Below are 25,413 nucleotides of genomic sequence, written 5' to 3'. Positions count from 1 at the left end.
TAATATCTGGAAACTTAATATATTTAATAATTTATGATAATATTTCCAAAAGATTTTAATATTAATTCTATATTAAAATCTTCTATAATATCTTGTACATTTTTATAAATTATATTTTAAAACTTCCTAAGATTTTACGGTTAATTATATATAGACAAGCAATTAATGTCAATTTCATTATTCTTATGCATAATCTTTTAAAAGCTGAATTAACTTAAACTACCCCTTAATAATTAGCTTATATTCACAAAACGTTGCAAAATCTACATTTCTCTAAAAAAACTAGAAACTATGTTTGTATAAAATTATTAATTTATAATATGATATCTCCTTATATCAAAAAGAGACTGTTTATTATCTTTTCAGATAATAAACAGTCTCTTTTGATTTATATAATTGTAAATACAAAACTTATTTAATAATACTGCATTTAACAGTATTATTCTTCCCATCCTTCTGGGAACTCTGCATTGTGGTAAACTTCTTGAACATCATCATCGTCATCAAGTAAGTCTAACATCTTTTGGAACTTTTTCGCATCATCTTCATTAATTGCAGTATATGTGTCTGGTATCATCTTAACTGTCGCTTCTAAAAATTCTAATCCATTTGATTCTAAGGCTTCCCTTACAGTTCCAAAATCCTCAGGTGTAGTTGTAATTATAAATACTTCTTCTTCTGCTGAAAAATCTTCTGCTCCTGCATCTAAAGCTAGCATCATGATTTCATCTTCATCTTTATCTTCTCTTTCAATAACTATTTCGCCTTTTTCTTGGAACATAAACCCAACACATCCCGTTGCTCCCATGTTTCCTCCGCCTTTTGTAAAGGCACTTCTTACATTTCCTGCTGATCTATTTTTATTATCTGTTAAAGTTTCTACTATTACAGCAACTCCAGATGGACCATAACCTTCATAAACTATTTTTTCATAGTTAACACCTGCAAGTTCTCCTGAAGCTTTTTTAATTGATCTTGTAATTGTATCATTAGGCATATTAGCCGCTTTTGCTTTTGCTATTACATCTCTTAATTTCGGATTAGTGTCGGGTACAGGGCCACCATTTTTAACTGCAATAATAATTTCTTTACCTAACTTTGTAAAGATTTTTCCCCTTTTAGCATCTGCTTTTCCCTTTTTATTTTGTATATTATGCCATTTTGAATGTCCTGACATGTTTTTTTCCTCCCAACATCTATCGAATAATTTTTATAACTTATAAACATTAGAATTATATCATACTTATATTATTATGACAAATTTTCTTATTTATCCATGAATTAGTAATAAAATTATTTAATTAATTATACAAGTTGATTTATTCTTAAATTAATTTGTATAATCTATTTTCTTCTTTAAAATAAATTCCTTCATCCCTTTTAGTTATTATAACTTTACCATTTGAGGTTTCGGTTATTTCTTTTTCCATTTCATCCACTTTATTTATTTCTGATAATATATGAATTATAACTTTATCTGTATATTCAACTTCTTCAATATGCCAATTATTTTCATTACACTTATATTGAACTTTACCCAACATATCATAATCCATATTTAATAACAACCTTACTCCTTCTACCTTTTCAACTACTTTTCCTGCTTTTAGTGCTATTGAAGCACCTTTTGTATAAGCTCTTGTAAGTCCTCCGGCTCCTAATAATATACCACCATAATACCTAGTTACTACTATGGCACAATCAGTCACTTTACTTTTTTTCATCACTTCTAATATAGGAATTCCTGCCGTTCCCTGTGGTTCTCCGTCATCACTATATCTTTGAATCCCCATATTTTCTCCTATAGCATAAGCAAAACAATTATGAGTAGCTTGCTTATGCTTGTTTTTAATTTCTGCTATAAACTCTTTTGCTTCTTCTTCATTTTCACATCTTTTGGCATATCCTATAAACTCTGATTTTTTTTCTATAAAACTATCTTCTCCGAAATTTCTTATAGTAATATAACTCATATAAGTTCCTCCTTGATTAAATTGATACCTTTTATTATCTTTTCTTTATTAACTTGTGAGAAACTAATTCTAAAAAAATAATCTCCATTTTTGGAATCTCTAAAAAATATTATTCCAGGTGTAATATATACATTTTTCTTTTTTAATTTATAAAAAAGTTCTTTAGATTTTACCTCTTTATTTTTTAATTTTATATAAAAATAAAGTCCTCCCTTTGGATCTAAATATGTGACTTTATCAAAAAGCTTTTCTTCTATTAGGTTTTTCATAAGCTCATATTTTGTTTTGTATTCTTTACATTGATATTGTATATGTTCCTTCCAAAAACCTTCTTTTATATATAATTCTAAAGCTCTTTGCATAAGACTAGAAGTTGCAAAATCTGTGTTTATCTTAGAATTTTGCATACTCTCTATAAATGAATTTGGTATAATCATATATCCAAGTCTTATTCCTGGTAAAAATACCTTTGAAAAACTTTTTACATAAATTACTCTTTCATACTTATCAAGCTCTTTTAATGGTTCATGAATTATTCCATCATCATATATAAGTTCAGATAAATAATCATCTTCTATAATATAAAAATCATATTTTCTAGCTAAAGCTAATAATTTCAGCTTTTTTTCATAGCTATAGCTTACACCTGTTGGATTATGGAAATAACTCATTGTATAAAAACAACTTATTTTATTTTTCTTTAATATTTCTTCAAATTCTTCTAAATCTATTCCATCTTCTTTAATTTCTAATTCAAATATATTAGCTCTTCTCCATTTAAAAACTGATATAGCTCCTCCATAGGTAGGTTTTTCTACTACTACGTTATCATTAATGTTAACTATTGCCTTAACTGCTATATCTATTCCCTGCTGCGCCCCTGAAACTATTATTATATTATCTAAATCTAACTTACCGCCCCAAAGTTCCTTATTTATTGTTCTTCTTAATTCTTCATATCCAAAAGGCTCTTTCATTATTAGTGCATTTGCTCCATCCCTATCTAGAACCTTATTAATTACATTCTTAAATTCTTTTATTGGAAAATACATCTCTGTATTTGTTTCCCCTGTAAAATCAATGATTTTATCTAAATCTTCAGTTAATATACTTTTTAATGTTTTAGAATATTCTCTATTGAATACTGATATAAGATCTTTCCTTTTTGCATAAGTTCCAGATCCTACTTTTTGAAAAGCATATCCGTCTGACTTTAACTTTTTATATGCGTTAACTATAGTTACATTGTTTACCTCTAAAATTTTTGATAACTCTCTTATTGTAGGTAGCTTTTCTCCATCATTTATTTTTTTATTATCTATTAGTTTTTTTATATGATTTGAAATTTGTATATATTTAGGAATTTCTTCCTCAAAGAACATCTTAAAAATATTATTCATAATTCCTCCAAATTCTTCTAATGTTTATAACTATATACATTTTCAGTTGCTAGTAGACATTCTTTGTGATCTCTAAATTCTCTTTTATTTTTTGTTAAGACATTATTCTTGTATAATACTTTTAAAATTTCTTCCGTCTTAATATTAAAATTTTTAAAATAGTCATTGTTTTTAATCTCATATGCACTTAATTCTTTATCTTCCTCTTTTATAAATTCTAGAATTTCTTTTGATGCTTTTTCTATATTGTAATCTAAATAGCTTTCCATATAACTTATAATGCTTTTTATATTCTCATCATTCATTTCGTTGTAGAATAATTTTTTTATTCTCTTATTTAATTCATCATTTAAATTACATGCCATATTTAATGAATCTTTACTTACAGTGTATCCATTAATACTAAGATAAAGCTTAGAAAAGTTATCTAATGCCCTAATAAGAAGTTCATATGCAGTGTATCCTCTGCCTGTACTTAAATATTTTTTGCATATCCCTATTTCTTTTAACAAATTTCCTAAATAAACTAGATTCCATCTTCCTTTATCTGAATTTACACTATATATTATTTTTTCATATAGTTCTGATATTTCATGATCCATTGAATATATTAATTTAGATGATATTAAAGAATTTTTTATTACATCTTTCTTACCACATTCATAATAAGCTTCTTTAAAAGCTTTTTTGCTTAAAAATTTTATATGAACAGGTATATTCATCACTTCAGAATATAAATCTCTAACCTGTTCAAAATCATCTTTATATATTGTAAATAAATCTATATCTGATTCTTCCCACAGATCTCCAGTAACCATACTTCCTAATACAAAAATTGATAATATATTAGTATTTTTCATAAGAATATCTGTAATTTCTTTATAAGCATTTTGGTAATCTATAATTGATTTTGCCATTATCCTACTCCCTTCAACTTAATATTGTATTATTACAATTTATTTTATTATATAAAATTACTGCAATAAAGTCTAATCTTCATTGCAGTAATTAACTATTGGGCAATAATGTTTACTATAAAATCTTTTGATTTATTATAAACTTCATCTTCTACCTCTACTACCATAAAGGTACCATTATCCTTATATTCTTCTTTTAGTACTCTTCCATTCCTATGAAGATATGAATTCATATCACTTCTATCGTAAGGAATCAAATATTCGCATTTTTTCATTTTATACGGTAATTTTTCTTCTATTAAATCAAGAAGATTATCTAAATTAATTCCTTCTTTAGCTGATATTTCAATAATTTTATATTCTGAACATATTTTTTTTACTTCTTCTATTTGCTCATCTGTAGCTTTATCTATTTTATTTAGTACTAATATAGTTTCTTTATCTTTGGCTCCAAGTTCTTCTAAAACTTCCTCTACAGCTTTTATTTGATCAAGTGCATGATCTGAAGAGGTATCAACAATATGACATAAAAGATCTGAGTATATCACTTCCTCTAGTGTTGATTTAAATGCTTCAACTAAATCATGAGGTAACTTTCTTACAAATCCTACTGTATCTGTTATAGTAACTACACCTTTATTTTTTAATATTATAGACCTTGTAGTTATATCTAATGTTGCAAATAACATATCAGCTTCAAAAACTTTTTCTTTTCCTTGAACCTCTTTTTGAGCTGCAACATCACACAATTTATTTCTAAGAGTTGATTTACCTGCATTTGTATATCCTACTAATGATACCTTAGGAATACTTTCTTTTGTTCTTTTTTCTCTTTGAACTTCTCTTGTTTTCTTTATTTTTTTAAGCTCATCATTTAAATCATATATAGTTTCCTTTATATGTCTTCTATCGGTTTCTAACTTCTTTTCTCCTGGTCCTCTTGTTCCTATTCCCCCACCAGTTCTTGAAAGCACTGTTCCTAAGCCTTGAAGTCTACCCATTCTATATTTTAACTGTGCAAGTTCAACCTGAATTTTTGATTCCTTACTTCTTGCTCTTCTTGCAAAGATTTCTAATATTAAAGTAGTTCTATCTATTACCTTTGCACCAATTGCCGCTTCTAGATTTCTTACTTGTGAACCTGAAAGCTCATCATCAAAAATTATAAGGTTTGCATGTTTGCTTTGCCTTAAGCTAGCTATTTCTAATACTTTTCCCTTTCCAATATAAAAGGCTGGGTCAATTTTACTTCTACTTTGATAAACTAAATCTAATACTGGTATATCACAAGCTTTAGTAAGTTCTTTAAGTTCTTCTAAACTTTCCTTGGTATCAGACCCTACTAAAATAGCTTTTTCACCTTCATCTTCTTCTATTTCTTTTTCTTTAATTAATCCTTCAACATAATGAATTTTATCTAATATGTGAATTGACAATACTTCTTCAATTGATAAGTTTAATTTTTCTTCATAATCTAACAAATCATTAGTTATTGTAAGCATTGCTAAAGAATAATCTGTTATTTTTCCATCATAAACTCCTATTGCCATTATTGCATCAAGTTTTAATTTTAAAAGAGCTGACAAATCAAGAGCTGACAAATTAGAAAATCCATTAGGATGTGTATGTATAACTCTAACTCCAGATAACCTTTTTTCCCTTATATCAATCATAGCTAATTCAACTGAAGTTGAATCTCCTATTGCTATAGATACTATTTTCCCTCTTCTATCTACTGCTATGCTTATTTCCCTATCCAAAATAGAAGTTAATCTAGAAATGATATCTATTATTTCTACACTACACACCTCATCTTTTAAAACCTTTACTTTATAGAGTCTTTCAAGTTCTTCTAAATAAGACTTCTTTATACCATCTATATTTCCAAATATCATAATACCACCTCACTATCTACTATTGGCAACTTGCATATAATTTTATACTAATAATTCTTTATTGTAAATATAATACTAATATTATAATCCATACTATATTATACTTATATCAAATACTTTACTAAAAACTGTACTTAAAGTATTTAAAAATAAGTTGCAAGAAATATAAATAATATGTAATATTAAAATAATAATATAAGTTATTAGGTTATATAGGATATTTTAGGAGGATTAAACTAATGAATGACAAAAAAAGAAACATACTTTTTACAGAAGAACAAATAAAAACTAGAGTTGCAGAACTTGGAAAAATTATTACTGAAGATTATAAAGATAAGAAACTTTATGTTCTTCCACTTCTTAGAGGAAGTTTTGTTTTTGGGGCTGACATATTTAGAGCAATTGATTGTAAAGCAAAAGTTGGTTTTATGACTACTTCAAGTTATGGTCATGGTGAAGAAAGCACTGGTGAAGTTAAGGTTGTAAATGATATTCCAGACAATATAGAAGGATGGGATGTATTAATAGTAGATGATATTATAGATACTGGATATACAATGGAATTTGTTGTTGATTATGTAAAAAAACGTGGAGCCAAATCTGTTAAAACCTGTGTACTATTAGATAAGCCTTCTAGAAGAAAAGTTGATTTAAAACCAGATTATTGCTGCTTTGAAATAGAAGATTTATTTGTAGTTGGATATGGTCTTGATTATGAAAGTTTCTACAGAAATGTACCTTATGTATTTAACTGGAACTAAGTCAATTAACAATTAACAATTAGATTGAACTAAAAAACTCCTAAAATTAGGAGTTTTTTATTTTAATTAAATTTTCTTAATTCAGCTTGCCTGAATTATAACATAAATTCTTTCATTCTTTCATTTTCAATTATTTATTAAGTTCTATTGCTGTATTTGGAATTTTTCCTACTATTATTGTTTCTGCTATTGGAATTTCACATGCTATTTCTACATCTTTGCTATTAAGAGGCACAACTATTTTCATTTTCATATTAACATGCAAATATATTTTATGCCTTGTTTGATTAATACCTGCACTTTCAAATACAGATTCATAACTACTAGTTATATTCCCTATTTGATTCATGTTTATATTTATCTTAGGACCCAAATTATAAAACACTAAATTTTTAGTCATATATCCTAACGGAACTTTTAGTCCCATTTCTTGTAACTTACCTATTTTATCATTAGATGCTAATACTAATCTTGATGAAAGATAGTTTAATTTTACGGTATCAGCTCTTAGCATAGTTATATTACCATCATTATCTTTTTCAGTAATTATCATATCAGAATAATTAAATTGATTTGAATAAATATCTAAAGCAGTTTCATTAATAATTGTAGTTGCTTCTCTTTTTAGTTCTTCTTCTGCTATATTTAAAACTGCTGGTAAAATATTTTTATCAATGAAATACATAATAGAATTAAATAAGACAAAAATGACGATAATAACCAATATAAGTTTAGGATGTTTAATTTTAAATCGTATTTTAGATTTTTTTGTATAATACTTCATAGACACCTTCTTGAGTTATTATTTTACTCTTTATATAAATATGCTATAATATTCTATATTATTTATTTTACACCATTAAATAATTTTTAATTATAAGGGAGGAACAAATGGCTAATAAAGATACTTCTAGAACAGAAAAAAGCCAAGCTAATGTTAAAGATAATAAAAACAATGGCAAAAATTCTAAAAAGAAAAAAAATCAACCTAAATATAAAAAAATCTTAAAAGGTACTTTCCTTGGAATACTAATTGCAGGACTGCTATGTTTTGTAGTAGGTCTTGGATATGTCTTTGCAATAATTAAAAGTACTCCAACCCTTGATGTAAATGCAGTTTTAGCTTTAAATGAACCTTCAATGATTTACGATAGTCAAGAACAATATATTGATAACATACCAACTGAAGAAGAAAGATATAAAGTAAGTTTAGACGAAATGTCTAAATATTTAAAAGATGCTTATGTTTCAATTGAAGATGAACGTTTTTATAAGCATCCTGGTGTAGATATAAAAAGAACTCTAAGCTCAGCTTTAAGATCTGCAATGTACTATTTTACAGGAAACGGTAATATTCAAGGTGGATCTACTCTTACTCAACAGCTAATAAGAAATACACTTTTAACACAAGATGTTAAAATTGAAAGAAAAATAAGAGAAATTTATCTTTCATTAACACTTGAAAATAAACTTACTAAAGACCAAATATTAGAAGCATATTTAAACACTATTCCTTTAGGTGGTAAAATTTATGGAGTAGAGGCTGCTTCAAAATATTTCTTTGAAAAAAGTGCTAAAGATTTAACTTTACCTGAATCTGCATTTATTGCTGGTTTAACTCAAGCACCAAGTGCTTATAGTCCTTATGATCCTGAAAATAAGGAAGATCCTACAATATATTTAGATAGAACAAAAACTGTTCTTATGAAAATGAGAGATTTAGGATATATAACTCAAGCAGAATACGATGAAGCATATGCTTTTGTAGATGCTAATCAATTTGTATTTTCTCAAACAGTAATTGACTATAAAATTAATTATGAATGGTTTGTATATCCAGCTTTAGATCAAGTGCGAGAAGATCTAAAAGAAGTGTATAAATATACTGATGAGGAAGTTGATAGATTATTTGCTACTGGCGGACTTAAAATTTATACTACTATGGATAGAACAATTCAAGATTCTACCCAAGCCGTTTTAAATGATAGAAATAGTATACAACAACTTGATATTTACGCTAACCCAGAAGTTACTGATGAAAATGGAACTCCAGCACTTCAAGCTGCTGCTGTAATTATTGATTATAAAACTGGCCAAGTTAAAGCAATGGTTGGTGGAAGAGGTGAACAGCCTGCAAGATCTACAAATAGAGCTTATTATGCTTTAAGATCTGTTGGATCAACTACTAAACCTTTAACAGTTTATGGTCCTGCTATTGATACTAAGGCTATTACAGCTGGTACAGTGCTAGATGATGCAGGTCTTCCATCATCTATTCAAAGTAAATATGGTGGATATAATCCAGCAAACTGGAACAAGGTTTCAGATGGATTAATTACAGCAAGACAATCACTTGCATTATCTAAAAATGTACCAACAGTTCTAGTCGAAGACAAACTTGGAGTTGAAACTGGATTGGCTTATGGTGAAAAACTGGGATTGGTTTATGGCGAAAAATCAAAATTCATAGCTACCGTAGCATTAGGTGAATTTACAGGTGTTGATGAAGACGGTTCTGTAGATGGTGGTAATCCATATATACTAGCTTCCGCTTTTGGAAGCTTTGGAAATAATGGTTTATATACTAAACCTATTTTATATACTAAAGTTGCTGATGCAACTGGTAAAATTATATTAGAATCTAAACCTAAGCAAACACAAGTATTTTCTCCTCAAACTGCATATATAATGAGGGATTTATTAAAGGGTCCTTTAACCTTTGATGGTGCTTTGGCAAAGCTTCCTAATATGCCTGTAATAGGTAAAACAGGAACAACTAGTCTTGTTACAGACTTTTTATTTGCTGGGTTAACTCCTTATTATTCAGGAGCTGTTTGGATTGGATATGATAATCGTTCTGCTATGGGTGGCGCAAGTTATAGTTCATCTGCTGCTTCATTATGGGGTGCTATGATGGCTCCAATTCATGCAAACTTAGAATATAAGGAATTTGATGGAAACCCAGGTGGTATTACTACCGTTGCTATATGTAAAGATTCTGGAAAAAGAGCAACAGACCTTTGTGCTAAGGATCCTAGAGGCTCAAGAGTTTATACTGAAATGTTTATAGCTGGTACAGAGCCTACAGGAGTTTGCGATGTACATGTAACAGCTAAAGTTAATAAAAACAATAATAAATTAGCAACTGAAAATACTCCAAAGGACTTAATTGAAGAAAGAGTATTTATAAAGAAAGAAAATCCTTCTTCAGGAGCAGCTGATTTTAAATATGTTCTTCCAACAGAAAAAGATGATACTAAATATGTGCCAAAGGATGAAGAATTTAATTTATCTGATTTAGGGATTTCTGTTGGAAGCAATGTTGATATGGCTATAGAAATATTAAAATCTAAAGGTGTAAATATTAAGATATCTAATAATAATGCAAAAACTAGAATAATTAAAAGTTTATCTTCTGATAAAGCTAAAAAGGGAGATACAATTACCATTCAACTAAAGGATTCTGAAAGCAATAATGAAACTCCTGAAGTTCCAGATCCTAATAATGATTAGTGATATTAACTAACAAAAAAGAGATTTGATTAAAATTCAAATCTCTTTTTTTATTTTAGCTATTTGTGCTAGACTCTAAATTATAATTTATAACCTCTCCTAAATCTGCTCTAATATATATTATATATTTTTCTTCCTTATTCTTATCATCTATTGTTTTAACGTTATATACAAATGATAATGCCATTTCATTATCATTTACTGATACAAAGGCAATCATTGGTTTGTCCAATATTTCTGATTTTAAATTTAAATTAATAAAATAATTTTGAACTATATTTTTTGCTTTATATTCATCTATATTAATATCTTTTATATGTTTTATATTATCTAATGGATAGTTAGAATATGATTCTAATTTACCAGTAACTTTGTTTATAGAAGTATTTATTTCCTGTTTATAATATGGATATCCATCTTTGCATTTATAAAATACTACATTATAACATGGACTACCTTCCTCTTCTCTTGTTTTAATCTCCTTGAATATAAATTCATCGTTAGTAATTTCATCTATATATTTTGTAGCTAAACTAGTGGCTTTTTCTTCTGATATCTCCGCCAATTTAATTTTTGTTCCTAAGTTTTTATTTGAAAATCCCAATACATTGTAATTTTTATCAATATCCACTCCATAATTTCCTACTATAACAGAATACTGTATTTGCGAACTCTTACTATTTAATTTATTTAAAGCTTCTTCTTCAATTGCTTCTTTATAATAATCGGAATTATTTATTATCTTCTCATCTGATAAATTCTCTATAAACTTTTTTGCTACTATAACCTCTTTTGTTTCTTTATTTAGTATACCATTTACTATATAACCTATAAGCCCTAGTAATATTATAATAACTACACTAAAAATCACTTTTATTTTTTTTAATCTCATTGTATCCTCCCTAAATTCTTATATTAATAAAAATCTTCTAATAGATTTTTTTAATACAATGATTTTAATAAAATCTTAATTGTTATCAATATTCATTTTACATTATTTAATGTATAATATAAAGTTTTTTTATTATTTATTTAGTTATATTTTAATATTATTATTTTATTATAAGCATTTTCGACTTTAACAGCTTGTATTTATTTGTATTTTCCTTTATAATCCATTATATATAAAAGTATCGTAATAGGGGGGTTAAAATATGAATTTGACAAATTTAATAGAACAAAAGAAAAAAGAAAAAGCTAAAAAAGAAAAAGCTAAAATTGCAAAAAATGTTGCATTAGGCGCTACTATTGGCGTTGCCGCTGGACTAGCTAGTGGACTTTTATTTGCACCTAAATCAGGAAAAGATACTAGAAAATCATTAAAGAAAACTGCTAACGATTTAAATAATACAATTAAAACAAAAGCTATAGATGTTACTGAAGATGCTAAAAATAATTTTAGTGATGCTAAAAATAAGATTGCAAAATATCTTGAATCAAAAAAAGCTGTAACAAATGATTCTGTAGAAGAACTTACAGAAAAAATTATAACTGAAAACAATAATGAAGTTAAAGAAGATTTAAATACATAATTATTTCATATAACTATTATTATAAATTTTAAGTGAGGGTATATAATATGACTATTACTATAAATTTTAATACTCTTCTATTGACTATTATAGTTATCGCTTCTGTTATAGCTTTAATTTATTTAATTTTAGCCTTAAGAAAAATTATTGTACTTATTGATAATATAAACACTACACTTAAAGATAATAAAACAAATTTAGATAACACTATTAAAAATTTAAATGGAATATCTGAAAATGTTAAAGATATAAGTGATGTAGCTGTTGAAACTACGGCAGAAGCCATCGTTATGAAAGATGGAATTATTAATCAATTAGATACTATAAAAGATATTATAAATATAATAATTGGAGTATTTTCAAAAAAATAATATACATATTTTTAAGGACAGTATATAGAATGTTAAAAACTATATACTGTCCTACTTATATACATTACTATATACAACCTATTATTTCTTTTATATTTTTAATCCCTTGCTCTATGCAGAATTTTTTTATTTCCTCTATTATTTCTTTTCCAGCCATGGGATTTATAAAATTTATAGTTCCTATTTGGATTGCGGAAGCTCCTGCCATCATGAATTCAATTGCATCTATTCCAGTAGAAATTCCTCCTAAGCCTATTACAGGTATGTTAACAGCCTTAGAAACTTCATGTACCATTCTTAATGCTATTGGCTTTACAGCTGGTCCCGAAAGTCCTGCGTACATATTATTGAATATAGGCTTTCTTTTATATGGATCTATCGCAAATCCCTTTAATGTATTTATTAAAGATATTGAATCTGCTCCAGCTTCCTCGCAGCTTATCGCCATTTTAACTATATCTTCAGCATTAGGTGAAAGCTTAACCATAAGTGGTTTATCTGAAATCTTCTTAATCTTTGAAACAACTTCATAAGCTACATTTGATTTTATGCCAAATGCCATTCCTCCTGATTTTACATTAGGACATGATATATTAAGTTCTATCATATCTATATCTGTACCTTTTAATTTTTCAATAGCTTCCTCATAATCTTCTATACATCCTCCACCAACATTTGCAATAATATTAGTGCCAAGTTCCTTCATTTTAGGAAGTTCTTCATTTATAAATCTATCTACTCCTGGATTTTGAAGTCCAACTGAATTCATCATTCCAGATGGAGTTTCATATACTCTTATTCCCTCATTACCATCCTTAGGATTTAAAGTTAATCCCTTTGATGATATTCCTCCCAAGATACCTACATCATAAAAATTATTATATTCTGCTCCAAAACCAAAGGTTCCTGATGCTGCTATTACTGGATTTTTAAATTCTACTCCATTTATATTTACTTTCAACATTTATAAAATTCCTCCTTTGATTTTACAGTTCAACATAATTCCCATCGAATACTGGACCATCCTTACATGTCCTTTTATTTCCATCCTTGGTTTTACATGTACAGACAAGACATGCTCCAACACCACAAGCCATATGTTTTTCCATAGACACATATATTTTTACACCTTTTTCTTTACACATATCTATAACCTTTTTCATCATTATTTCTGGTCCACAGCAAAGTACAGTATCATAGTCCTCTACATTTAAAATATCAGTTACAAATCCTTTATGTCCATGTTTACCAGTATTTGTACTTATATATACTTCATCTACATAACTCTTTATTTCATCTATTAAATAAATATCTTCTCTAAAACCTGCATATAAATCTAGCTTAGAAGAGTTGTTATTCTCTTTAATTTTTTTAGCCACCTCTAACATTGGTGCAGTACCTATGCCACCAGAAACCAAAGCAACCTTACCAAGGTTTGTATATACATTAAATCCATTTCCTAATGGCCCTGTAAGATTTATATATTCTCCCGTTTCTAAATTAGCATATTCCCTTGTACCATTTCCAACAACTGCATATAAGAAAGTTATAGTTCCTTCATTTTTTTCACATACACTTATAGGTCTAGGAAGTAAAGTTTGTCCATTCAATTTTAGCATATAGAATTGTCCAGGTTTTACTTCATTGTTGTCTTCTACAACCATTTTATATATTCCATCAACTACTTTTTTGTTTGATATAACTTTTGATTTTGTGTAAGTTACCTTCATTAGTTTTCCTCCTATAAACTTTCTACTGCTGCCTTTATTTCATCTCTCATCCTTATAACTTCTTCTCTTGCACAAATTGCAAATTCTTTTTCTCTACCTTCTTGCTTTTTATATGCTAAAAGTATAGCTCTTGAAGAGTTTACTACGCCTCCATTTCCACTATTTAAATATAAAGCCACATCATCTGCCTTTCCACCTTGAGCTCCATAACCAGGTATTAAGAAAAACATATTTTTAAATCTTTTTCTTATTTCAATTCCTTCTTCAACATGAGTGCATCCTATAACCCCACCTATACTTGAATATCCACATTGTCCTATTACTTCTTTTCCAATCTCAGCAATTTTATCTCCAACAACCTTATATACATCTCTTGAATCTACAGTCTTTAGCATTTCTATATCTTCTGCTCCTGGATTAGAAGTCCTAACTAATGAGAAAATCCCCTTATCTCCTTTTTCTATATATGGCATATATGGCTCTATACTATCCATTCCCATATATGGACTAAGAGTTATAAAATCTGCTTCAAAATCTCCTTCAAAGTGTGCTTTTGCATATTGCTTAGCTGTTGCTGCTATATCTCCTCTTTTTATATCTGCAATTATAATTGCATCCTTCTCTCTTAAATAATCTAAAGTTTCTTTATAAGCCATCATACCCTTTAATCCTAAAGATTCATAATAAGCAATTTGAACCTTAAAGCATGCTGCTACATCTATAGTTGCATCTATTATTGCTTTATTAAACTCAACTAATGCCTCTACTTCCGATCTTCCTTCAAAAATATAGCTAGGTATATATTCAAGTGCTGTGTCTAATCCAACACAAACTACTCCTCTTTCTTTTACTCTATTAAATAATTTATCTATTATTAAACTTTTCATGAATATCCTCCTATTTCTTATAAAGAATTCGTCCCTCTTTTATAGTCATTTGAACTTCTCCATAAAACTCCATGCCTTCAAATGGAGTATTTTTACCTTTTGAATGAAAATCATTTGAATTTACTACTATATTCTTATCTAAATCTAATAAAACTATATCCCCTTCAACCCCTGGGGTAATTCTGCCTTTATTCATTCCTAGAATATTCGCTCCATTTGTTGACATAATTTCACTTAACTTATTTAAAGTTATAGCTCCTGATTTAACTAATCTTGTATAACATATAGAAAATGATGTTTCAATTCCAACCATTCCTGGTGCTCCTTTTTCTTTATCTTCTTTTGTATGAGGAGCATGATCTGTACCTATACAATCTATAATTCCATCTTTTATAGCATTTATAATTTCAGATGCATCGTCTTTTTCCCTTATAGGAGGATTTACTCTATAATTGCTTATATCTTTTGTTAAATATATATGATGTGGTGTAACTTCACAAGTTATATTATTAAATTGCTTCTTTGCTTCTCTAATATATCCTACCGCTTCTTTTGTACTAACATGACACATATGAAGTCTTGCTCCAGTTTCTTTTGCTAAATATATATCTCTTAAAGTCATTATATTTTCAGCTATTCTCATATCTATATGTGAAAATTTATGATCTTCTGCATGAGACATTATTATCCAGTCATATTCTTTTGCCTTTAACATAGCTTTATACATTACGTCTGAATCCATAACTCCAACACCATCGTCAGATATTGCTTTAACTTTATTATCATTACTAAAATCATCTAAATGACTTATATCTTTGCCATTAAAACCTTTTGTAACAGATATACATTGGTGTAAATCTATTAAATTTAATTCTTCTTCTCTATTTCTAACCCCTTCTAAAACTTCTTTACTAGAGCATATTGGCTTAGTGTTCGCCATCAAACATACTCCAGTATATCCCCCTCTTAATGCTGCTTTAGAGCCGCTTTCTATATCTTCTTTGTAAGTAAGTCCAGGCTCTCTAAAGTGTGCATGAGTATCTATAAATGAAGGCATTAGAGTAAGTCCCTTAGCATCTATAAGATCTACCTCTTCTATATTAATATCTAATCCTACTTCTTTTATTTTTCCATTCTCTATATAAATATCCCCAATAAAATCCTGTGAGTAATCTACTATTCTAGCGTTTTTTATTAGCAAATTCATAATTTCACCTCATAAATTATATTTAAATCTATAAATCAGATAGACTTGTTATGTGATCGCAATAATCGCACTTATATGTTCCTTTATCTTCATCTATCAAATTAAATGTATGTGGAACATATTGTTCTACTTCTGTAATACACCTTGGATTACTGCAAATCAGAACATCTATAACCTTTTTAGGTAACTTTGGCTTTATTTTTCTAACTATTTCACCAAACCTTACCTCATTTATAGTAAGATTCGGTGAAAGTAATCCTAAAATTGTATAATTTACTTCTGAGGAATTTTCTATTTTAATTATATCTTTTTTTCCAATCTTATCACTTTCAACATTCATTATTAAAGCAACTTGACTATTAACTTTATCAAGATTTAAATAGTTAAATATTTTTATTCCCATTCCAACTTTTATATGGTCTATTACTAGTCCATTTTTAATACTTGTTATTTCTAACATCTAAGCCACCCCCAAAAGTTTTGCAATTAATGCCATTCTTACGTACATTCCATATTCTGCTTGCTTAAAATAGCAAGCTCTCTCATCTTTATCTACTTCTATAGAAATTTCATTTACTCTTGGTAGTGGATGCATAACTATCATATTCCTTTTGGCCAATTCCATCTTTTCGCCATCTAAAATATAGCTATCTTTAAGCCTTATATATTCCTCTTCATTAAAAAATCTTTCCTTTTGAATTCTTGTCATATATAAGATATCTAGTTCGTCTATTATATCTTCTAGTTTTTCAACTTCTTTAAATTCTATATTATTTTTTGCTAATATTTCTTCTCTTATATAAATTGGTATAGATAATTCTTTGGGTGAAATTAAGATAAATTTAGTTCCTTCATACCTTGACATAGCTTTTATAAGTGAGTGCACTGTCCTTCCATTTTTTAAGTCACCACAGATTCCTATGGTATGATTTATTAATCCATCTTTTAAAGATTCTATAGTTAAAAGATCTGTTAATGTTTGAGTTGGATGCTGATGTCCTCCATCTCCTGCATTTATTACAGGCACCTCTGAGTACATACTTGCAAGTTTAACAGAACCCTCCATGGGATGTCTCATAGCTATTATGTCAGAATATATAGATACCATTGTTATAGTATCTGCTAAAGTTTCTCCTTTTGCAGTAGAACTTGAATTTGGTTCTGAAAATCCCAAAATTTTACCCCCAAGTCTCATCATGGCAGCTTCGAAACTAAATCTAGTTCTTGTACTTGGTTCATAAAATAACGTGGCTAAAATTTTTCCATCACAGATATGAGAATATTCTCTTGGATTTGCTATTATTTGATGTGCTAACTTAAAAATTTCTTGTAGTTCTTCTTTTGAAAAATCCATTGGGTCGATTAAATGTTTGCTTTTCATATTCATTTACATCACTCCTTGTTAACATCTCTGTGTTAAATTTAAAGGTATATTAATTTAGTTATATATTATAATTTGCACAAAAAAACCTTCCTTAATTTCAAGGAAGGTATGATAAGCCTACATAAAAGTATTTTTACTTTTACAATTTCTTCCTTGTTAATCTCTCTGGATTAATTTAAAGGTAATCTTTTTTCATTAGAATAACACTTATATAATTTATTGTCAAGAAAGTATTAACAAGAAAATTTAAAACTTTTTTATTTTTAATATATTAAATTTGTATCACTTTTATGCTTAATTACATATTATACATTATGCAAGTAACACAAATAAATTTTATCAAAACTAAAGATAAAAGGAGAAATTTATATGTCTAAATATTATGGCAGTGACTATAATTATGATGAATTAATTAATGGTTCTTATAAGAATTGTACTTGTAATAACTCTAATAATTATGATGACAATAATTATATTAAATTATTATATCAACTTCAAGAACAACTTCAAGTTCAAGCTCAACTTCAAAAACAACTTCAAGAGCAACTTCAGCAACAACTTCAACAGCAAGAACAAATACAAGCTCAAGTTCAAGCTCAGCTTCAGGCTCAAATTCAACTTCAGGCTCAAATTCAAGCTCAACTTCAAGCTCAACTTCAAGCTCAACTTCAAGCTCAGCTTCAAGCTCAAGCTCAAGAAACTACAACTACAGATACCGATACAACTAGCAATAATCAACCAATAAATATTAATATTACAGTAACTAATGGGCTTACTTCAACTGAAGCTGAAACAGAAACTACTAGTGCTGGCTCTACTTCTGGAGCTAGCGGAGGTGGCGGTGGCGGCGGCGGCGGTGCTGCTGCTAATAACGATAACCAATCTGCTTTAGGTGCTGCCACTGGTAATGATAATGCTGTTGTCCCAGTAAATGTTGATGATATAAATTTAACAATATAGAATTGAATTGATTTTAAGAAAAATCTTTTTGGTAGCTTTGTTTCTTATTAATATGTTTAGTTTATTAATTTAATATTAATTATAATAATTTTTATGGTCTTACTAGAGTTAAAATTCTAGTAAGACTTTTTAAGCTATAAAAATTGACTCTTAAATATTAATAATTATTATATTTTATTATAAAATTCAAAATTCTATATAAAAAAGCACTAGTAAATCTAGTGCCTTAATTACATGTATCTTACCTTATTTAAATTTTACATATTATTACTATATAATATATTTTTATAAGTATATTACTGATTAGTAATTTCATTATAGCTATTATTTATTCTAGCTTTGAGTTAACACAACTCATTATTAATTTACTTAATTGATTTAGTTTCTTTGATGTTAATTGCATGAAAAGATTCTCATTGGATTATTATTTTCTTGGATTATTAAAAGTCGGTGCTGTAGGATCTGGTGCTTTATGCTCTGGTCCTGGAGTTGATAAATCAAAATAAAGTTTAGAATCTTCCGTAACACCAAAATCCTTATTTGATCCAGTATTCTGAACTTTGTTAAGTGCTTCTCTAAATAAAGCATTATGAGCTTCTTCTCTATTTAATAAGAAATCTATTGTTGCTCTTACTTCTTTGTCTTCAATTTGGCGATATAAATATTCATATACAACTTTAGCTCTTTGTTCAGATGCTATATTAGAAAGCAAATCCGCTACTAAATCTCCGGTACAAGATACATAATCGGAAGTCCATGAATATCCAGATGAATTAATTAATAATGGTGATAATCCACCTAAAACATGACCTTGTATTTCTCCAGAGACTACAGTCTTATAATCTACATCATGACCATTCAATAAATTTATAGTTGTAGCTACCATTTCCATATGGCTTAATTCTTCAGCAGCTATATCAAGAAATAAATCTTTTATTTCTTGATCTTTTATTCTGAAACTTTGGGACATATATTGTAATGCTGCTTTTAACTCTCCATTAGCTCCCCCTAACTGCTCTTGTAATAATACTGCGTATTGTGGGTTAGGTCTTTCTACTTTTACTTCATGTAACAATTGCTTTTTGTGTTCAAACATTTTTATTCCTCCATAAAAATTATTTCAGAATTATGTTACCCCATACTTGACTTATTATTCTAAATAAAAATAAGGATAATTATATAACTATCCTAATTTTTATTTGAAAAATTATTATTTTTTAATTCTACTAGATAATACTTTTCTTAACATTTCATATATAAATTTATTGACTTAATGCCAATTATTCATAACATTATCCCACATCATCTTTCCACACTTAGCTAAAGTAACAGTTCCATAAACACTATTAGGAATCCCCATAGATAATAGTGTGAATGTGAAGTTTCCTTTTGATAGCCTAATCAATTCCGTATCATTTTCCACACCATTTTTGTCACCAGTTTTGCTAGAAATTTCATATTTTAAGTCATCTGGAATATACAATGCTAATTTATTCTTTATTTGCTGCCTTGTTAAAATATCTATTAACATTTGACTATTTTCTTTACTTAAATATGTTGAATTGTATAAATGTCTCCATACCTTTGCAAGATCTAGTGCACATGTTATATTTTCAACTTCATTTTTTACTTTTCTCTCATCAGTGGTTTTTCTATTTAATACTGTATTTTTCAATCCCATTTCTTCTATGTTTTTATTTATTTTATCCATTCCTACTATATCTATTATTTTGTTTGCAGCAGTGTTATCGCTTTGAATTAACATTGCAACAAGTAATTCGAAGACAGTATATTCTCTTTCATTAAACTCATGAATTATTCCAGTTCCAAAGACCTTATCTTTTCCATCTATTCTAATTTTATCTAGAAAATCTATCTTTTTATCTTCTACTGCTTTTATTAATGATACAGCTATAGGCAACTTCATACAACCTGCTGCTACCATTTGAACGTTTTCATTGTACCCATAGATATATCCACTCTTCAAATCCTCAAAGAAAAATCCATATGTCCCAATTCTTGATTCTAAATATTTCTTTATTTCTTTCATAATACCCTCCAGCTTTCTTTCCTGTAATCTCTGCCTATTAAAATTATATCATATTGTCAGAAAATTTTGAAGTATCAAATAAAAGTTTATATAACTTTTATTTAGTTTTTATTCATTTTTAATATTAAAAATAGTGGTAGAGTTTAACTCTCTACCACTTATTTTCTACTTAATCGGCAAAAGAAATTCCTATTTTTTTCGCAATTTTTACTAATTCTCCATTTGGATCAACTAATTTTGATTTTTGTCCTATAACATTTTCTAAGCTATCACTAGATATTTTCCCATCTTTAAGACAAACCATATCACCAAATTTACCTTCATTAATTAGTTCTACTGCTCCAACTCCATATCTTGTTGATAAAATTCTATCATATGTTGACGTTATTCCACCTCTTTGAATATGTCCAAGAACTGTACATCTTATTTCTTTGTCTGGTAATACTTTTTCTAAATCACCTGCTAATTTATTTCCTATTCCTCCAAGTCTAATTGGATCTGGGCTATCCGCAACTATTTTAGCAACTACTACATCCCCGTCTTTTGGCTTTGCACCTTCCGCTACTACTACTATACTAAATCTTTTTCCTTCTGCTTCTCTTTCCTTAACCTTATCTGCGATTTTATTTATATCATAAGGGATTTCTGGCAATAATATAACATCTGCAGAACCTGCAATCCCAGATTCTAATGCTATCCAACCTGCACCTCTACCCATAACTTCACAAATCATTACTCTATGATGAGATTCTGCTGTAGTATGAAGTCTATCTAAAGCTTCTGTAGCTACATCTATAGCTGTATTAAATCCAAAAGTTACATCTGTTGACGCTAAATCATTATCAATGGTTTTTGGCACACCTATTACTTTAACACCTTTTCTTGCAAAATCTCTTGCTGATGTTAAAGTACCATCTCCTCCTATTACAACTAATACATCTACTCCTTCTTTTTTTAGGTTTTCTACACCTACATCTGATACATCTTTTTTTATCATAGATCCATTTTCTTCTACTAAATAATCAAATAAATTGTCTTTATTTGAGCTATATAATATAGTTCCTCCCCTATGAAGAATACCTGATACACTTTCTAAAGTTAGAGGTACGAAATCATTATTATACAATCCTCTGTATCCAAACTTATAACCTATTACTTCCATTCCATAGTTTAATATTGCTGTTCGTGTTACCGCTCTTATAACTGCATTTAATCCTGGACAATCTCCACCACCTGTTAGTAACGCTATTTTCTTAATTTGTTGTGACATTTAAAATTCCCCCTACTCCTTCAGTAACTTTTAAATTGACTATACATTTAAAATTTTCTGTTAATTCATTTTAAAAAAATTTAACAACTTTAAATGTTGTTTATGCAATTGTTTTCAAAATGTTATTTACTCTCTTACTTAATGATAGCATAAAGATTTTATGCTGAAAAGTAGAATAATTATATTTTTAATAATTTTTTTCATTTTGGTAATTTTTATCTAATTATCTTTTAATTTATATAAAAATTATCAAAAGTCTTGATATAAGGTATGCATTACCTTATAATATGATTATATTTATTTTGAATGAGGGGGATTATTTATGCTTAACTTTAACGAAGAATTTTTAAAACTTGAAGAAGATAAAAATACTTTAAAAAAACTAAAAACAAAGCTTTCTAATATCGATTTAGAAATTACTAAAACAAACACATCATTAAAAGAATTGAAAAAGATATTATCTAAAGAAGAAAAGGATGTTTCTAATTTAGAATCATTTAGTTTAAGTTATATTTATTATAAAATTAAAGGTTCTCTAGATGAAAAATTGTCAGAGGAAAAGATTGAATTCTTACAAGCTCAAGCAAAATTTTTAGAATGTGAAGATTATTTAAATAGACTTGCATCAGATAAGAAAAAAATATTAAATAATATTTCTGAACTTGGAGATATAGATTTAAAACATGAAAATCTTTTAAATACATCTTCCCAGTATATTTTAAATTTAAATAATGAAAGTAGTAAAGAAATTTCTTTACTTTTAGACAAAATGAAATCTGCTTCTTTAAATCTAAAGGAAATTCAAGAAGCTATTTTTGAAGGGAATAAGCTTGTCCCTTATATAGATGAAGCTATTTCCCATTTAAATAGTGCTCAAAATTGGGGAATTTATGATATGCTAGGCGGAGATTTCTTAGCCACAATGGCTAAACGCTCTAAAATGGAGGATGCCTCAAAATCAATTAATGATATTAAAATTATGCTAAATAGATATAATACTGAACTCTCTGATCTAAGTGATGAAATTAGTATTTCATTAAATCTTAATAGCTTCGATGGAATAATGGATTATATTTTTGACAACTTTTTTACTGATTATTTTATTCAAGGTAAAATAAATTCTGCTTTAGATTCCACAAGAAATTTACAGTCTAAAGTAAATATGATTCAATCTAATTTAACAAATAAATCTAAAGATTATAGTAAAAAAATTGAGTATTTAAAAAATGCTTTGGAAATCGAAATAAAAAAATATTAAAAAATATCTTATAAATATAATAAATAGGACTAATAATTTAAAAAGATAATTATTAGTCCTACTTATTATATTGTTAAAGTTACTATTCCTGCAACAGATAATGCTAATAAAACAATACCTGCAATAATTCTATAAATAGCAAATATTCTCATTGGTTTCTTCTTTAGGTAGCTTACAAACATATCCATAACTATTAATGCCACTATAAATGCTACTATGAAGCCAACAATCAATGCAACTACATATGTAGAATTCATTATTGAAAAATCAAAATTAGATAAATCCATAATTGATGAGCCTACCATAGCTGGAATTGCTAAAAAGAATGAGAATTCTGCCGCTACTGGAGTTGAAAGGCCTGCAATCCATCCACCCATTATTGTTGATGCACTTCTTGACATTCCTGGCCACATTGCTAAAATTTGAAAAAGTCCAACCTTTAATGCTTGTATTGGAGTTAAATCAAAAACATCCATAGTTTGATAACTTCTTCTTTTGGAGGCCTTATTCCTGTACATATTCTCTATTATAATTAATAATATACCTCCAACTATGAATCCAACTACAACTGCTGACGGTTTAAATAAGCCTTTTATTTTATCGTATAAAGTTACTCCTACAATTAAAGCTGGAATGGATCCTATTATTACATTTATTCCAAACTTAAAACCTGAGTGCCCTTTTTTACCTAATGTAAATATATATGTAAAAAATTCAACTACAGCTTTCCAAAGTTTATTCCAATATAATACTACCACCGCCAATATTGCTCCTAGCTGAATAACTACTTCAAACATTTTGGCAAATTCTTCTGCTCCAACTGCTCCTGATCTAAATCCTATTAAACTTCCAACTAAGATCATATGTCCAGTGGATGAAACTGGTACAAATTCTGTAAGACCTTCTACTACAGCTATCACTATAGCCTTAATTATATAGATAAAATCTAAACTCATTCTTTTTCCTCCCTTTAAGACCTGTTTTATTTACAACAAATCCTATTATACCTTTATAATTCCAAGCTGTCTATTCATTATCTACTATTAAATCTTAAAATTATATTAAAGAAATCAAAAGATAAGTACAATTTTTAAATTCATTTGCTATTACCACTCTATTTCTATGCTACTTTCTATATTTTCACCATCCAAAGAAATTTCTATTGTATTAACTCCTTTTGATAATATTAAATCTGAATATTTTTTTACTTTTTTAAACTCTTTATTATTTTCTCTTATATAATATTCATCAACTATTTTTCCATTTTTAAAGGCTCCAACTATAAAGTTTTCTTCTTTATCTTGTTTAGGTTCCTCTTGCTCTTCTTGTTTTTTCATTAAAATAATATACGATTTTTCATCTTCTATATATGTAGTGTCAATAGGATTTCTATTCATTAACTCTTTATTTTGTGTAAATACTGTAGGTGGAATATAACTTCCTTTAAATTTAATATTTATATCATTCTCACTTTTAATATAAGTTATATAACTATTACTTTTTTTCATATCCGTGGTATTGTCTATGTTTATAGTGTATGTGTACAATACTTTTTTCAACATTGGTATATAATCACTTCTATTACTATTACCTGTATAATTTAAATTTCTTATATCTGTATCTAAAAGTTCCATAGCACTACAAGGAAAACCCTTTTCATCAAAGTATCCTCTATCTATAAAATCTATCATTATCCACTTATTATCTTCTTTACTCCAATATTCAACTACATAATAAGCCTTTTGTTTATTAAAATTTGTATCTGTTCTCTTAAATACTCCAAGTCTTGCAGTATATCCAACACTTTCAAGGAAATCTCTATATATTATTCCAAGATCTCTAGCTGATGCTTTTTTTGAGTCGCCTTTTTCTTTTAATATATCATATCCATTTATTCCTTGAGAACTAGAAATATCATCAAATGTTATAATTTCATTTAAGATCTCTGATACCTTAATGGCTTTTTTTAATTTATCTTTTTCTCCATCTAACTTCTCTTCTATGCTATACATTTGTTTTAATATTTTTATTTTTTCATCATCTTCATCTCCATAAAAAAATATAATATTATTTTCGTTATATATATTGTCCCATTTTTTTATAATAATTTCACTTTTATTATTTATCTTAAAAATAAATATAATTCCTAAGGCAATTATTAATCCTACAACAATCAATCGAATAAAGCTTTTAGATTTTTTCAAATAAATCCCTCCATAAATTAGTTATTAATATAATACTATCAGAAAATACACCACTTTTCTATAAAAAAGTGGATATATCTAAATTTGCTTATGACCTGACT

24 protein-coding genes are annotated in these 25,413 nt (G+C 27.7%); 6 read left to right on the top strand and 18 right to left on the bottom strand.

Features of this window, described 5'->3' with window-relative positions:
• Window positions 1-439: 439 nt before the first annotated feature.
• The 5 genes from ABDZ60_RS16310 to hflX form a co-directional block, all read right to left on the bottom strand.
• Window positions 440-1,177: a YebC/PmpR family DNA-binding transcriptional regulator gene (locus tag ABDZ60_RS16310; protein WP_016208436.1), complete on the bottom strand. Its 738-nt coding sequence runs from the start codon at window positions 1,175-1,177 to the stop codon at window positions 440-442.
• A gap of 148 nt (window positions 1,178-1,325) precedes the next feature.
• On the bottom strand, window positions 1,326-1,973 hold the full coding sequence (locus tag ABDZ60_RS16305) for a YigZ family protein (protein WP_343779558.1): 648 nt from the start codon (window positions 1,971-1,973) through the stop codon (window positions 1,326-1,328).
• Window positions 1,970-3,373: a MocR-like pyridoxine biosynthesis transcription factor PdxR gene (gene pdxR, locus ABDZ60_RS16300; RefSeq protein WP_016208437.1), complete on the bottom strand. Its 1,404-nt coding sequence runs from the start codon at window positions 3,371-3,373 to the stop codon at window positions 1,970-1,972. The genes ABDZ60_RS16305 and pdxR overlap by 4 nt, the downstream gene beginning before the upstream one ends.
• A gap of 17 nt (window positions 3,374-3,390) precedes the next feature.
• Window positions 3,391-4,290 carry a nucleotidyltransferase domain-containing protein gene (locus tag ABDZ60_RS16295; protein ID WP_343779554.1) on the bottom strand — a complete coding sequence of 300 codons (900 nt, stop codon included), beginning with the start codon at window positions 4,288-4,290 and terminating at the stop codon, window positions 3,391-3,393.
• A 95-nt stretch (window positions 4,291-4,385) separates the two neighbouring features.
• Window positions 4,386-6,185 (bottom strand): GTPase HflX, encoded by a 1,800-nt coding sequence (gene hflX / locus ABDZ60_RS16290; RefSeq protein WP_343779551.1) that lies wholly within the window; start codon window positions 6,183-6,185, stop codon window positions 4,386-4,388.
• 239 nt (window positions 6,186-6,424) lie between these two features.
• Here hflX and hpt point away from each other — a divergent pair, with 239 nt between their 5' ends.
• Window positions 6,425-6,946 (top strand): hypoxanthine phosphoribosyltransferase, encoded by a 522-nt coding sequence (gene hpt / locus ABDZ60_RS16285; RefSeq protein WP_016208440.1) that lies wholly within the window; start codon window positions 6,425-6,427, stop codon window positions 6,944-6,946.
• Window positions 6,947-7,076: 130 nt separating this feature from the next.
• Here the strand turns inward: hpt and yunB are convergent, their stop codons facing one another.
• Window positions 7,077-7,730, bottom strand: a complete 654-nt coding sequence (gene yunB, locus ABDZ60_RS16280; RefSeq protein ID WP_016208441.1) for a sporulation protein YunB — start codon at window positions 7,728-7,730, stop codon at window positions 7,077-7,079.
• A 107-nt stretch (window positions 7,731-7,837) separates the two neighbouring features.
• Between yunB and ABDZ60_RS16275 the strand changes: the two genes are divergently transcribed.
• Window positions 7,838-10,459: a transglycosylase domain-containing protein gene (locus ABDZ60_RS16275; RefSeq protein WP_343779545.1), complete on the top strand. Its 2,622-nt coding sequence runs from the start codon at window positions 7,838-7,840 to the stop codon at window positions 10,457-10,459.
• A 55-nt stretch (window positions 10,460-10,514) separates the two neighbouring features.
• Here the strand turns inward: ABDZ60_RS16275 and ABDZ60_RS16270 are convergent, their stop codons facing one another.
• On the bottom strand, window positions 10,515-11,351 hold the full coding sequence (locus ABDZ60_RS16270; RefSeq protein ID WP_343779543.1) for a hypothetical protein: 837 nt from the start codon (window positions 11,349-11,351) through the stop codon (window positions 10,515-10,517).
• 262 nt (window positions 11,352-11,613) lie between these two features.
• Here ABDZ60_RS16270 and ABDZ60_RS16265 point away from each other — a divergent pair, with 262 nt between their 5' ends.
• The gene (locus ABDZ60_RS16265; protein WP_016208444.1) at window positions 11,614-11,991 is read left to right on the top strand and encodes a YtxH domain-containing protein; all 378 of its coding nucleotides are present in this window, start codon (window positions 11,614-11,616) and stop codon (window positions 11,989-11,991) included.
• Window positions 11,992-12,038: 47 nt separating this feature from the next.
• Window positions 12,039-12,362 carry a hypothetical protein gene (locus ABDZ60_RS16260; RefSeq protein ID WP_016208445.1) on the top strand — a complete coding sequence of 108 codons (324 nt, stop codon included), beginning with the start codon at window positions 12,039-12,041 and terminating at the stop codon, window positions 12,360-12,362.
• 67 nt (window positions 12,363-12,429) lie between these two features.
• Here ABDZ60_RS16260 and ABDZ60_RS16255 read toward each other — a convergent pair whose 3' ends face one another.
• Genes ABDZ60_RS16255 through pyrB form a run of 6 tightly spaced genes read right to left on the bottom strand, consistent with a single transcriptional unit; the run spans window position 12,430 to window position 17,573 of the window.
• Window positions 12,430-13,326, bottom strand: coding sequence for a dihydroorotate dehydrogenase (locus tag ABDZ60_RS16255; protein ID WP_016208446.1), 897 nt, complete (start codon window positions 13,324-13,326; stop codon window positions 12,430-12,432).
• A gap of 22 nt (window positions 13,327-13,348) precedes the next feature.
• Window positions 13,349-14,092 carry a dihydroorotate dehydrogenase electron transfer subunit gene (locus ABDZ60_RS16250; RefSeq protein WP_343779539.1) on the bottom strand — a complete coding sequence of 248 codons (744 nt, stop codon included), beginning with the start codon at window positions 14,090-14,092 and terminating at the stop codon, window positions 13,349-13,351.
• Between the two features lie 11 nt (window positions 14,093-14,103).
• A complete protein-coding gene (gene pyrF / locus ABDZ60_RS16245) occupies window positions 14,104-14,979 on the bottom strand; it encodes an orotidine-5'-phosphate decarboxylase (protein ID WP_016208448.1) in 876 nt (291 codons plus the stop codon).
• Window positions 14,980-14,989: 10 nt separating this feature from the next.
• Window positions 14,990-16,186, bottom strand: a complete 1,197-nt coding sequence (locus tag ABDZ60_RS16240) for a dihydroorotase (RefSeq protein WP_343779535.1) — start codon at window positions 16,184-16,186, stop codon at window positions 14,990-14,992.
• A gap of 28 nt (window positions 16,187-16,214) precedes the next feature.
• On the bottom strand, window positions 16,215-16,646 hold the full coding sequence (locus ABDZ60_RS16235) for an aspartate carbamoyltransferase regulatory subunit (RefSeq protein ID WP_016208450.1): 432 nt from the start codon (window positions 16,644-16,646) through the stop codon (window positions 16,215-16,217).
• Entirely contained in the window at window positions 16,647-17,573 is a 927-nt protein-coding gene (gene pyrB, locus ABDZ60_RS16230; protein ID WP_016208451.1) for an aspartate carbamoyltransferase, read from the bottom strand. It lies immediately after the preceding gene.
• Window positions 17,574-17,939: 366 nt separating this feature from the next.
• Here pyrB and ABDZ60_RS16225 point away from each other — a divergent pair, with 366 nt between their 5' ends.
• Window positions 17,940-18,530, top strand: a complete 591-nt coding sequence (locus ABDZ60_RS16225) for a hypothetical protein (RefSeq protein ID WP_343779531.1) — start codon at window positions 17,940-17,942, stop codon at window positions 18,528-18,530.
• 424 nt (window positions 18,531-18,954) lie between these two features.
• On the opposite strand, the gene ABDZ60_RS16220 is transcribed toward ABDZ60_RS16225, so the two are convergent.
• From ABDZ60_RS16220 to ABDZ60_RS16210, 3 genes are all read right to left on the bottom strand, one after another.
• A complete protein-coding gene (locus ABDZ60_RS16220) occupies window positions 18,955-19,626 on the bottom strand; it encodes a manganese catalase family protein (protein WP_016208453.1) in 672 nt (223 codons plus the stop codon).
• Window positions 19,627-19,800: 174 nt separating this feature from the next.
• Window positions 19,801-20,580, bottom strand: coding sequence for a serine hydrolase (locus ABDZ60_RS16215; RefSeq protein WP_016208454.1), 780 nt, complete (start codon window positions 20,578-20,580; stop codon window positions 19,801-19,803).
• Between the two features lie 169 nt (window positions 20,581-20,749).
• A complete protein-coding gene (locus ABDZ60_RS16210) occupies window positions 20,750-21,850 on the bottom strand; it encodes a 6-phosphofructokinase (protein WP_016208455.1) in 1,101 nt (366 codons plus the stop codon).
• A gap of 322 nt (window positions 21,851-22,172) precedes the next feature.
• Here ABDZ60_RS16210 and ABDZ60_RS16205 point away from each other — a divergent pair, with 322 nt between their 5' ends.
• The gene (locus tag ABDZ60_RS16205; RefSeq protein WP_016208456.1) at window positions 22,173-23,108 is read left to right on the top strand and encodes a hypothetical protein; all 936 of its coding nucleotides are present in this window, start codon (window positions 22,173-22,175) and stop codon (window positions 23,106-23,108) included.
• Window positions 23,109-23,173: 65 nt separating this feature from the next.
• Here ABDZ60_RS16205 and ABDZ60_RS16200 read toward each other — a convergent pair whose 3' ends face one another.
• Together ABDZ60_RS16200 and ABDZ60_RS16195 are read right to left on the bottom strand one after the other, a co-directional pair.
• Window positions 23,174-24,064: an undecaprenyl-diphosphate phosphatase gene (locus ABDZ60_RS16200; RefSeq protein ID WP_343779524.1), complete on the bottom strand. Its 891-nt coding sequence runs from the start codon at window positions 24,062-24,064 to the stop codon at window positions 23,174-23,176.
• A gap of 150 nt (window positions 24,065-24,214) precedes the next feature.
• Window positions 24,215-25,312, bottom strand: a complete 1,098-nt coding sequence (locus ABDZ60_RS16195) for a hypothetical protein (RefSeq protein ID WP_343779521.1) — start codon at window positions 25,310-25,312, stop codon at window positions 24,215-24,217.
• Window positions 25,313-25,413: the final 101 nt, after the last annotated feature.

It is taken from the genome of Clostridium sartagoforme (genome assembly GCF_039521405.1).
Lineage (GTDB): Bacteria > Bacillota > Clostridia > Clostridiales > Clostridiaceae > Clostridium > Clostridium sartagoforme.
This window is presented reverse-complemented; position numbering and strand designations above follow the sequence as displayed.

Bases quoted from the DNA above. Each gene is read 5' to 3' on its own strand.
- ABDZ60_RS16205 (WP_016208456.1), top strand. From the start codon at position 22,173: ATGCTTAACTTTAACGAAGAATTTTTAAAACTTGAAGAAGATAAAAAT.
- ABDZ60_RS16210 (WP_016208455.1), bottom strand. From the start codon at position 21,850: ATGTCACAACAAATTAAGAAAATAGCGTTACTAACAGGTGGTGGAGAT.
- ABDZ60_RS16295 (WP_343779554.1), bottom strand. From the start codon at position 4,290: ATGGCAAAATCAATTATAGATTACCAAAATGCTTATAAAGAAATTACA.
- ABDZ60_RS16250 (WP_343779539.1), bottom strand. From the start codon at position 14,092: ATGAAGGTAACTTACACAAAATCAAAAGTTATATCAAACAAAAAAGTA.
- hflX (WP_343779551.1), bottom strand. From the start codon at position 6,185: ATGATATTTGGAAATATAGATGGTATAAAGAAGTCTTATTTAGAAGAA.
- ABDZ60_RS16225 (WP_343779531.1), top strand. From the start codon at position 17,940: ATGTCTAAATATTATGGCAGTGACTATAATTATGATGAATTAATTAAT.
- ABDZ60_RS16265 (WP_016208444.1), top strand. From the start codon at position 11,614: ATGAATTTGACAAATTTAATAGAACAAAAGAAAAAAGAAAAAGCTAAA.
- ABDZ60_RS16260 (WP_016208445.1), top strand. From the start codon at position 12,039: ATGACTATTACTATAAATTTTAATACTCTTCTATTGACTATTATAGTT.
- ABDZ60_RS16275 (WP_343779545.1), top strand. From the start codon at position 7,838: ATGGCTAATAAAGATACTTCTAGAACAGAAAAAAGCCAAGCTAATGTT.
- ABDZ60_RS16220 (WP_016208453.1), bottom strand. From the start codon at position 19,626: ATGTTTGAACACAAAAAGCAATTGTTACATGAAGTAAAAGTAGAAAGA.
- pyrF (WP_016208448.1), bottom strand. From the start codon at position 14,979: ATGAAAAGTTTAATAATAGATAAATTATTTAATAGAGTAAAAGAAAGA.
- ABDZ60_RS16240 (WP_343779535.1), bottom strand. From the start codon at position 16,186: ATGAATTTGCTAATAAAAAACGCTAGAATAGTAGATTACTCACAGGAT.
- hpt (WP_016208440.1), top strand. From the start codon at position 6,425: ATGAATGACAAAAAAAGAAACATACTTTTTACAGAAGAACAAATAAAA.
- pdxR (WP_016208437.1), bottom strand. From the start codon at position 3,373: ATGAATAATATTTTTAAGATGTTCTTTGAGGAAGAAATTCCTAAATAT.
- yunB (WP_016208441.1), bottom strand. From the start codon at position 7,730: ATGAAGTATTATACAAAAAAATCTAAAATACGATTTAAAATTAAACAT.
- pyrB (WP_016208451.1), bottom strand. From the start codon at position 17,573: ATGAATATGAAAAGCAAACATTTAATCGACCCAATGGATTTTTCAAAA.
- ABDZ60_RS16305 (WP_343779558.1), bottom strand. From the start codon at position 1,973: ATGAGTTATATTACTATAAGAAATTTCGGAGAAGATAGTTTTATAGAA.
- ABDZ60_RS16270 (WP_343779543.1), bottom strand. From the start codon at position 11,351: ATGAGATTAAAAAAAATAAAAGTGATTTTTAGTGTAGTTATTATAATA.
- ABDZ60_RS16200 (WP_343779524.1), bottom strand. From the start codon at position 24,064: ATGAGTTTAGATTTTATCTATATAATTAAGGCTATAGTGATAGCTGTA.
- ABDZ60_RS16255 (WP_016208446.1), bottom strand. From the start codon at position 13,326: ATGTTGAAAGTAAATATAAATGGAGTAGAATTTAAAAATCCAGTAATA.
- ABDZ60_RS16310 (WP_016208436.1), bottom strand. From the start codon at position 1,177: ATGTCAGGACATTCAAAATGGCATAATATACAAAATAAAAAGGGAAAA.
- ABDZ60_RS16235 (WP_016208450.1), bottom strand. From the start codon at position 16,646: ATGTTAGAAATAACAAGTATTAAAAATGGACTAGTAATAGACCATATA.
- ABDZ60_RS16215 (WP_016208454.1), bottom strand. From the start codon at position 20,580: ATGAAAGAAATAAAGAAATATTTAGAATCAAGAATTGGGACATATGGA.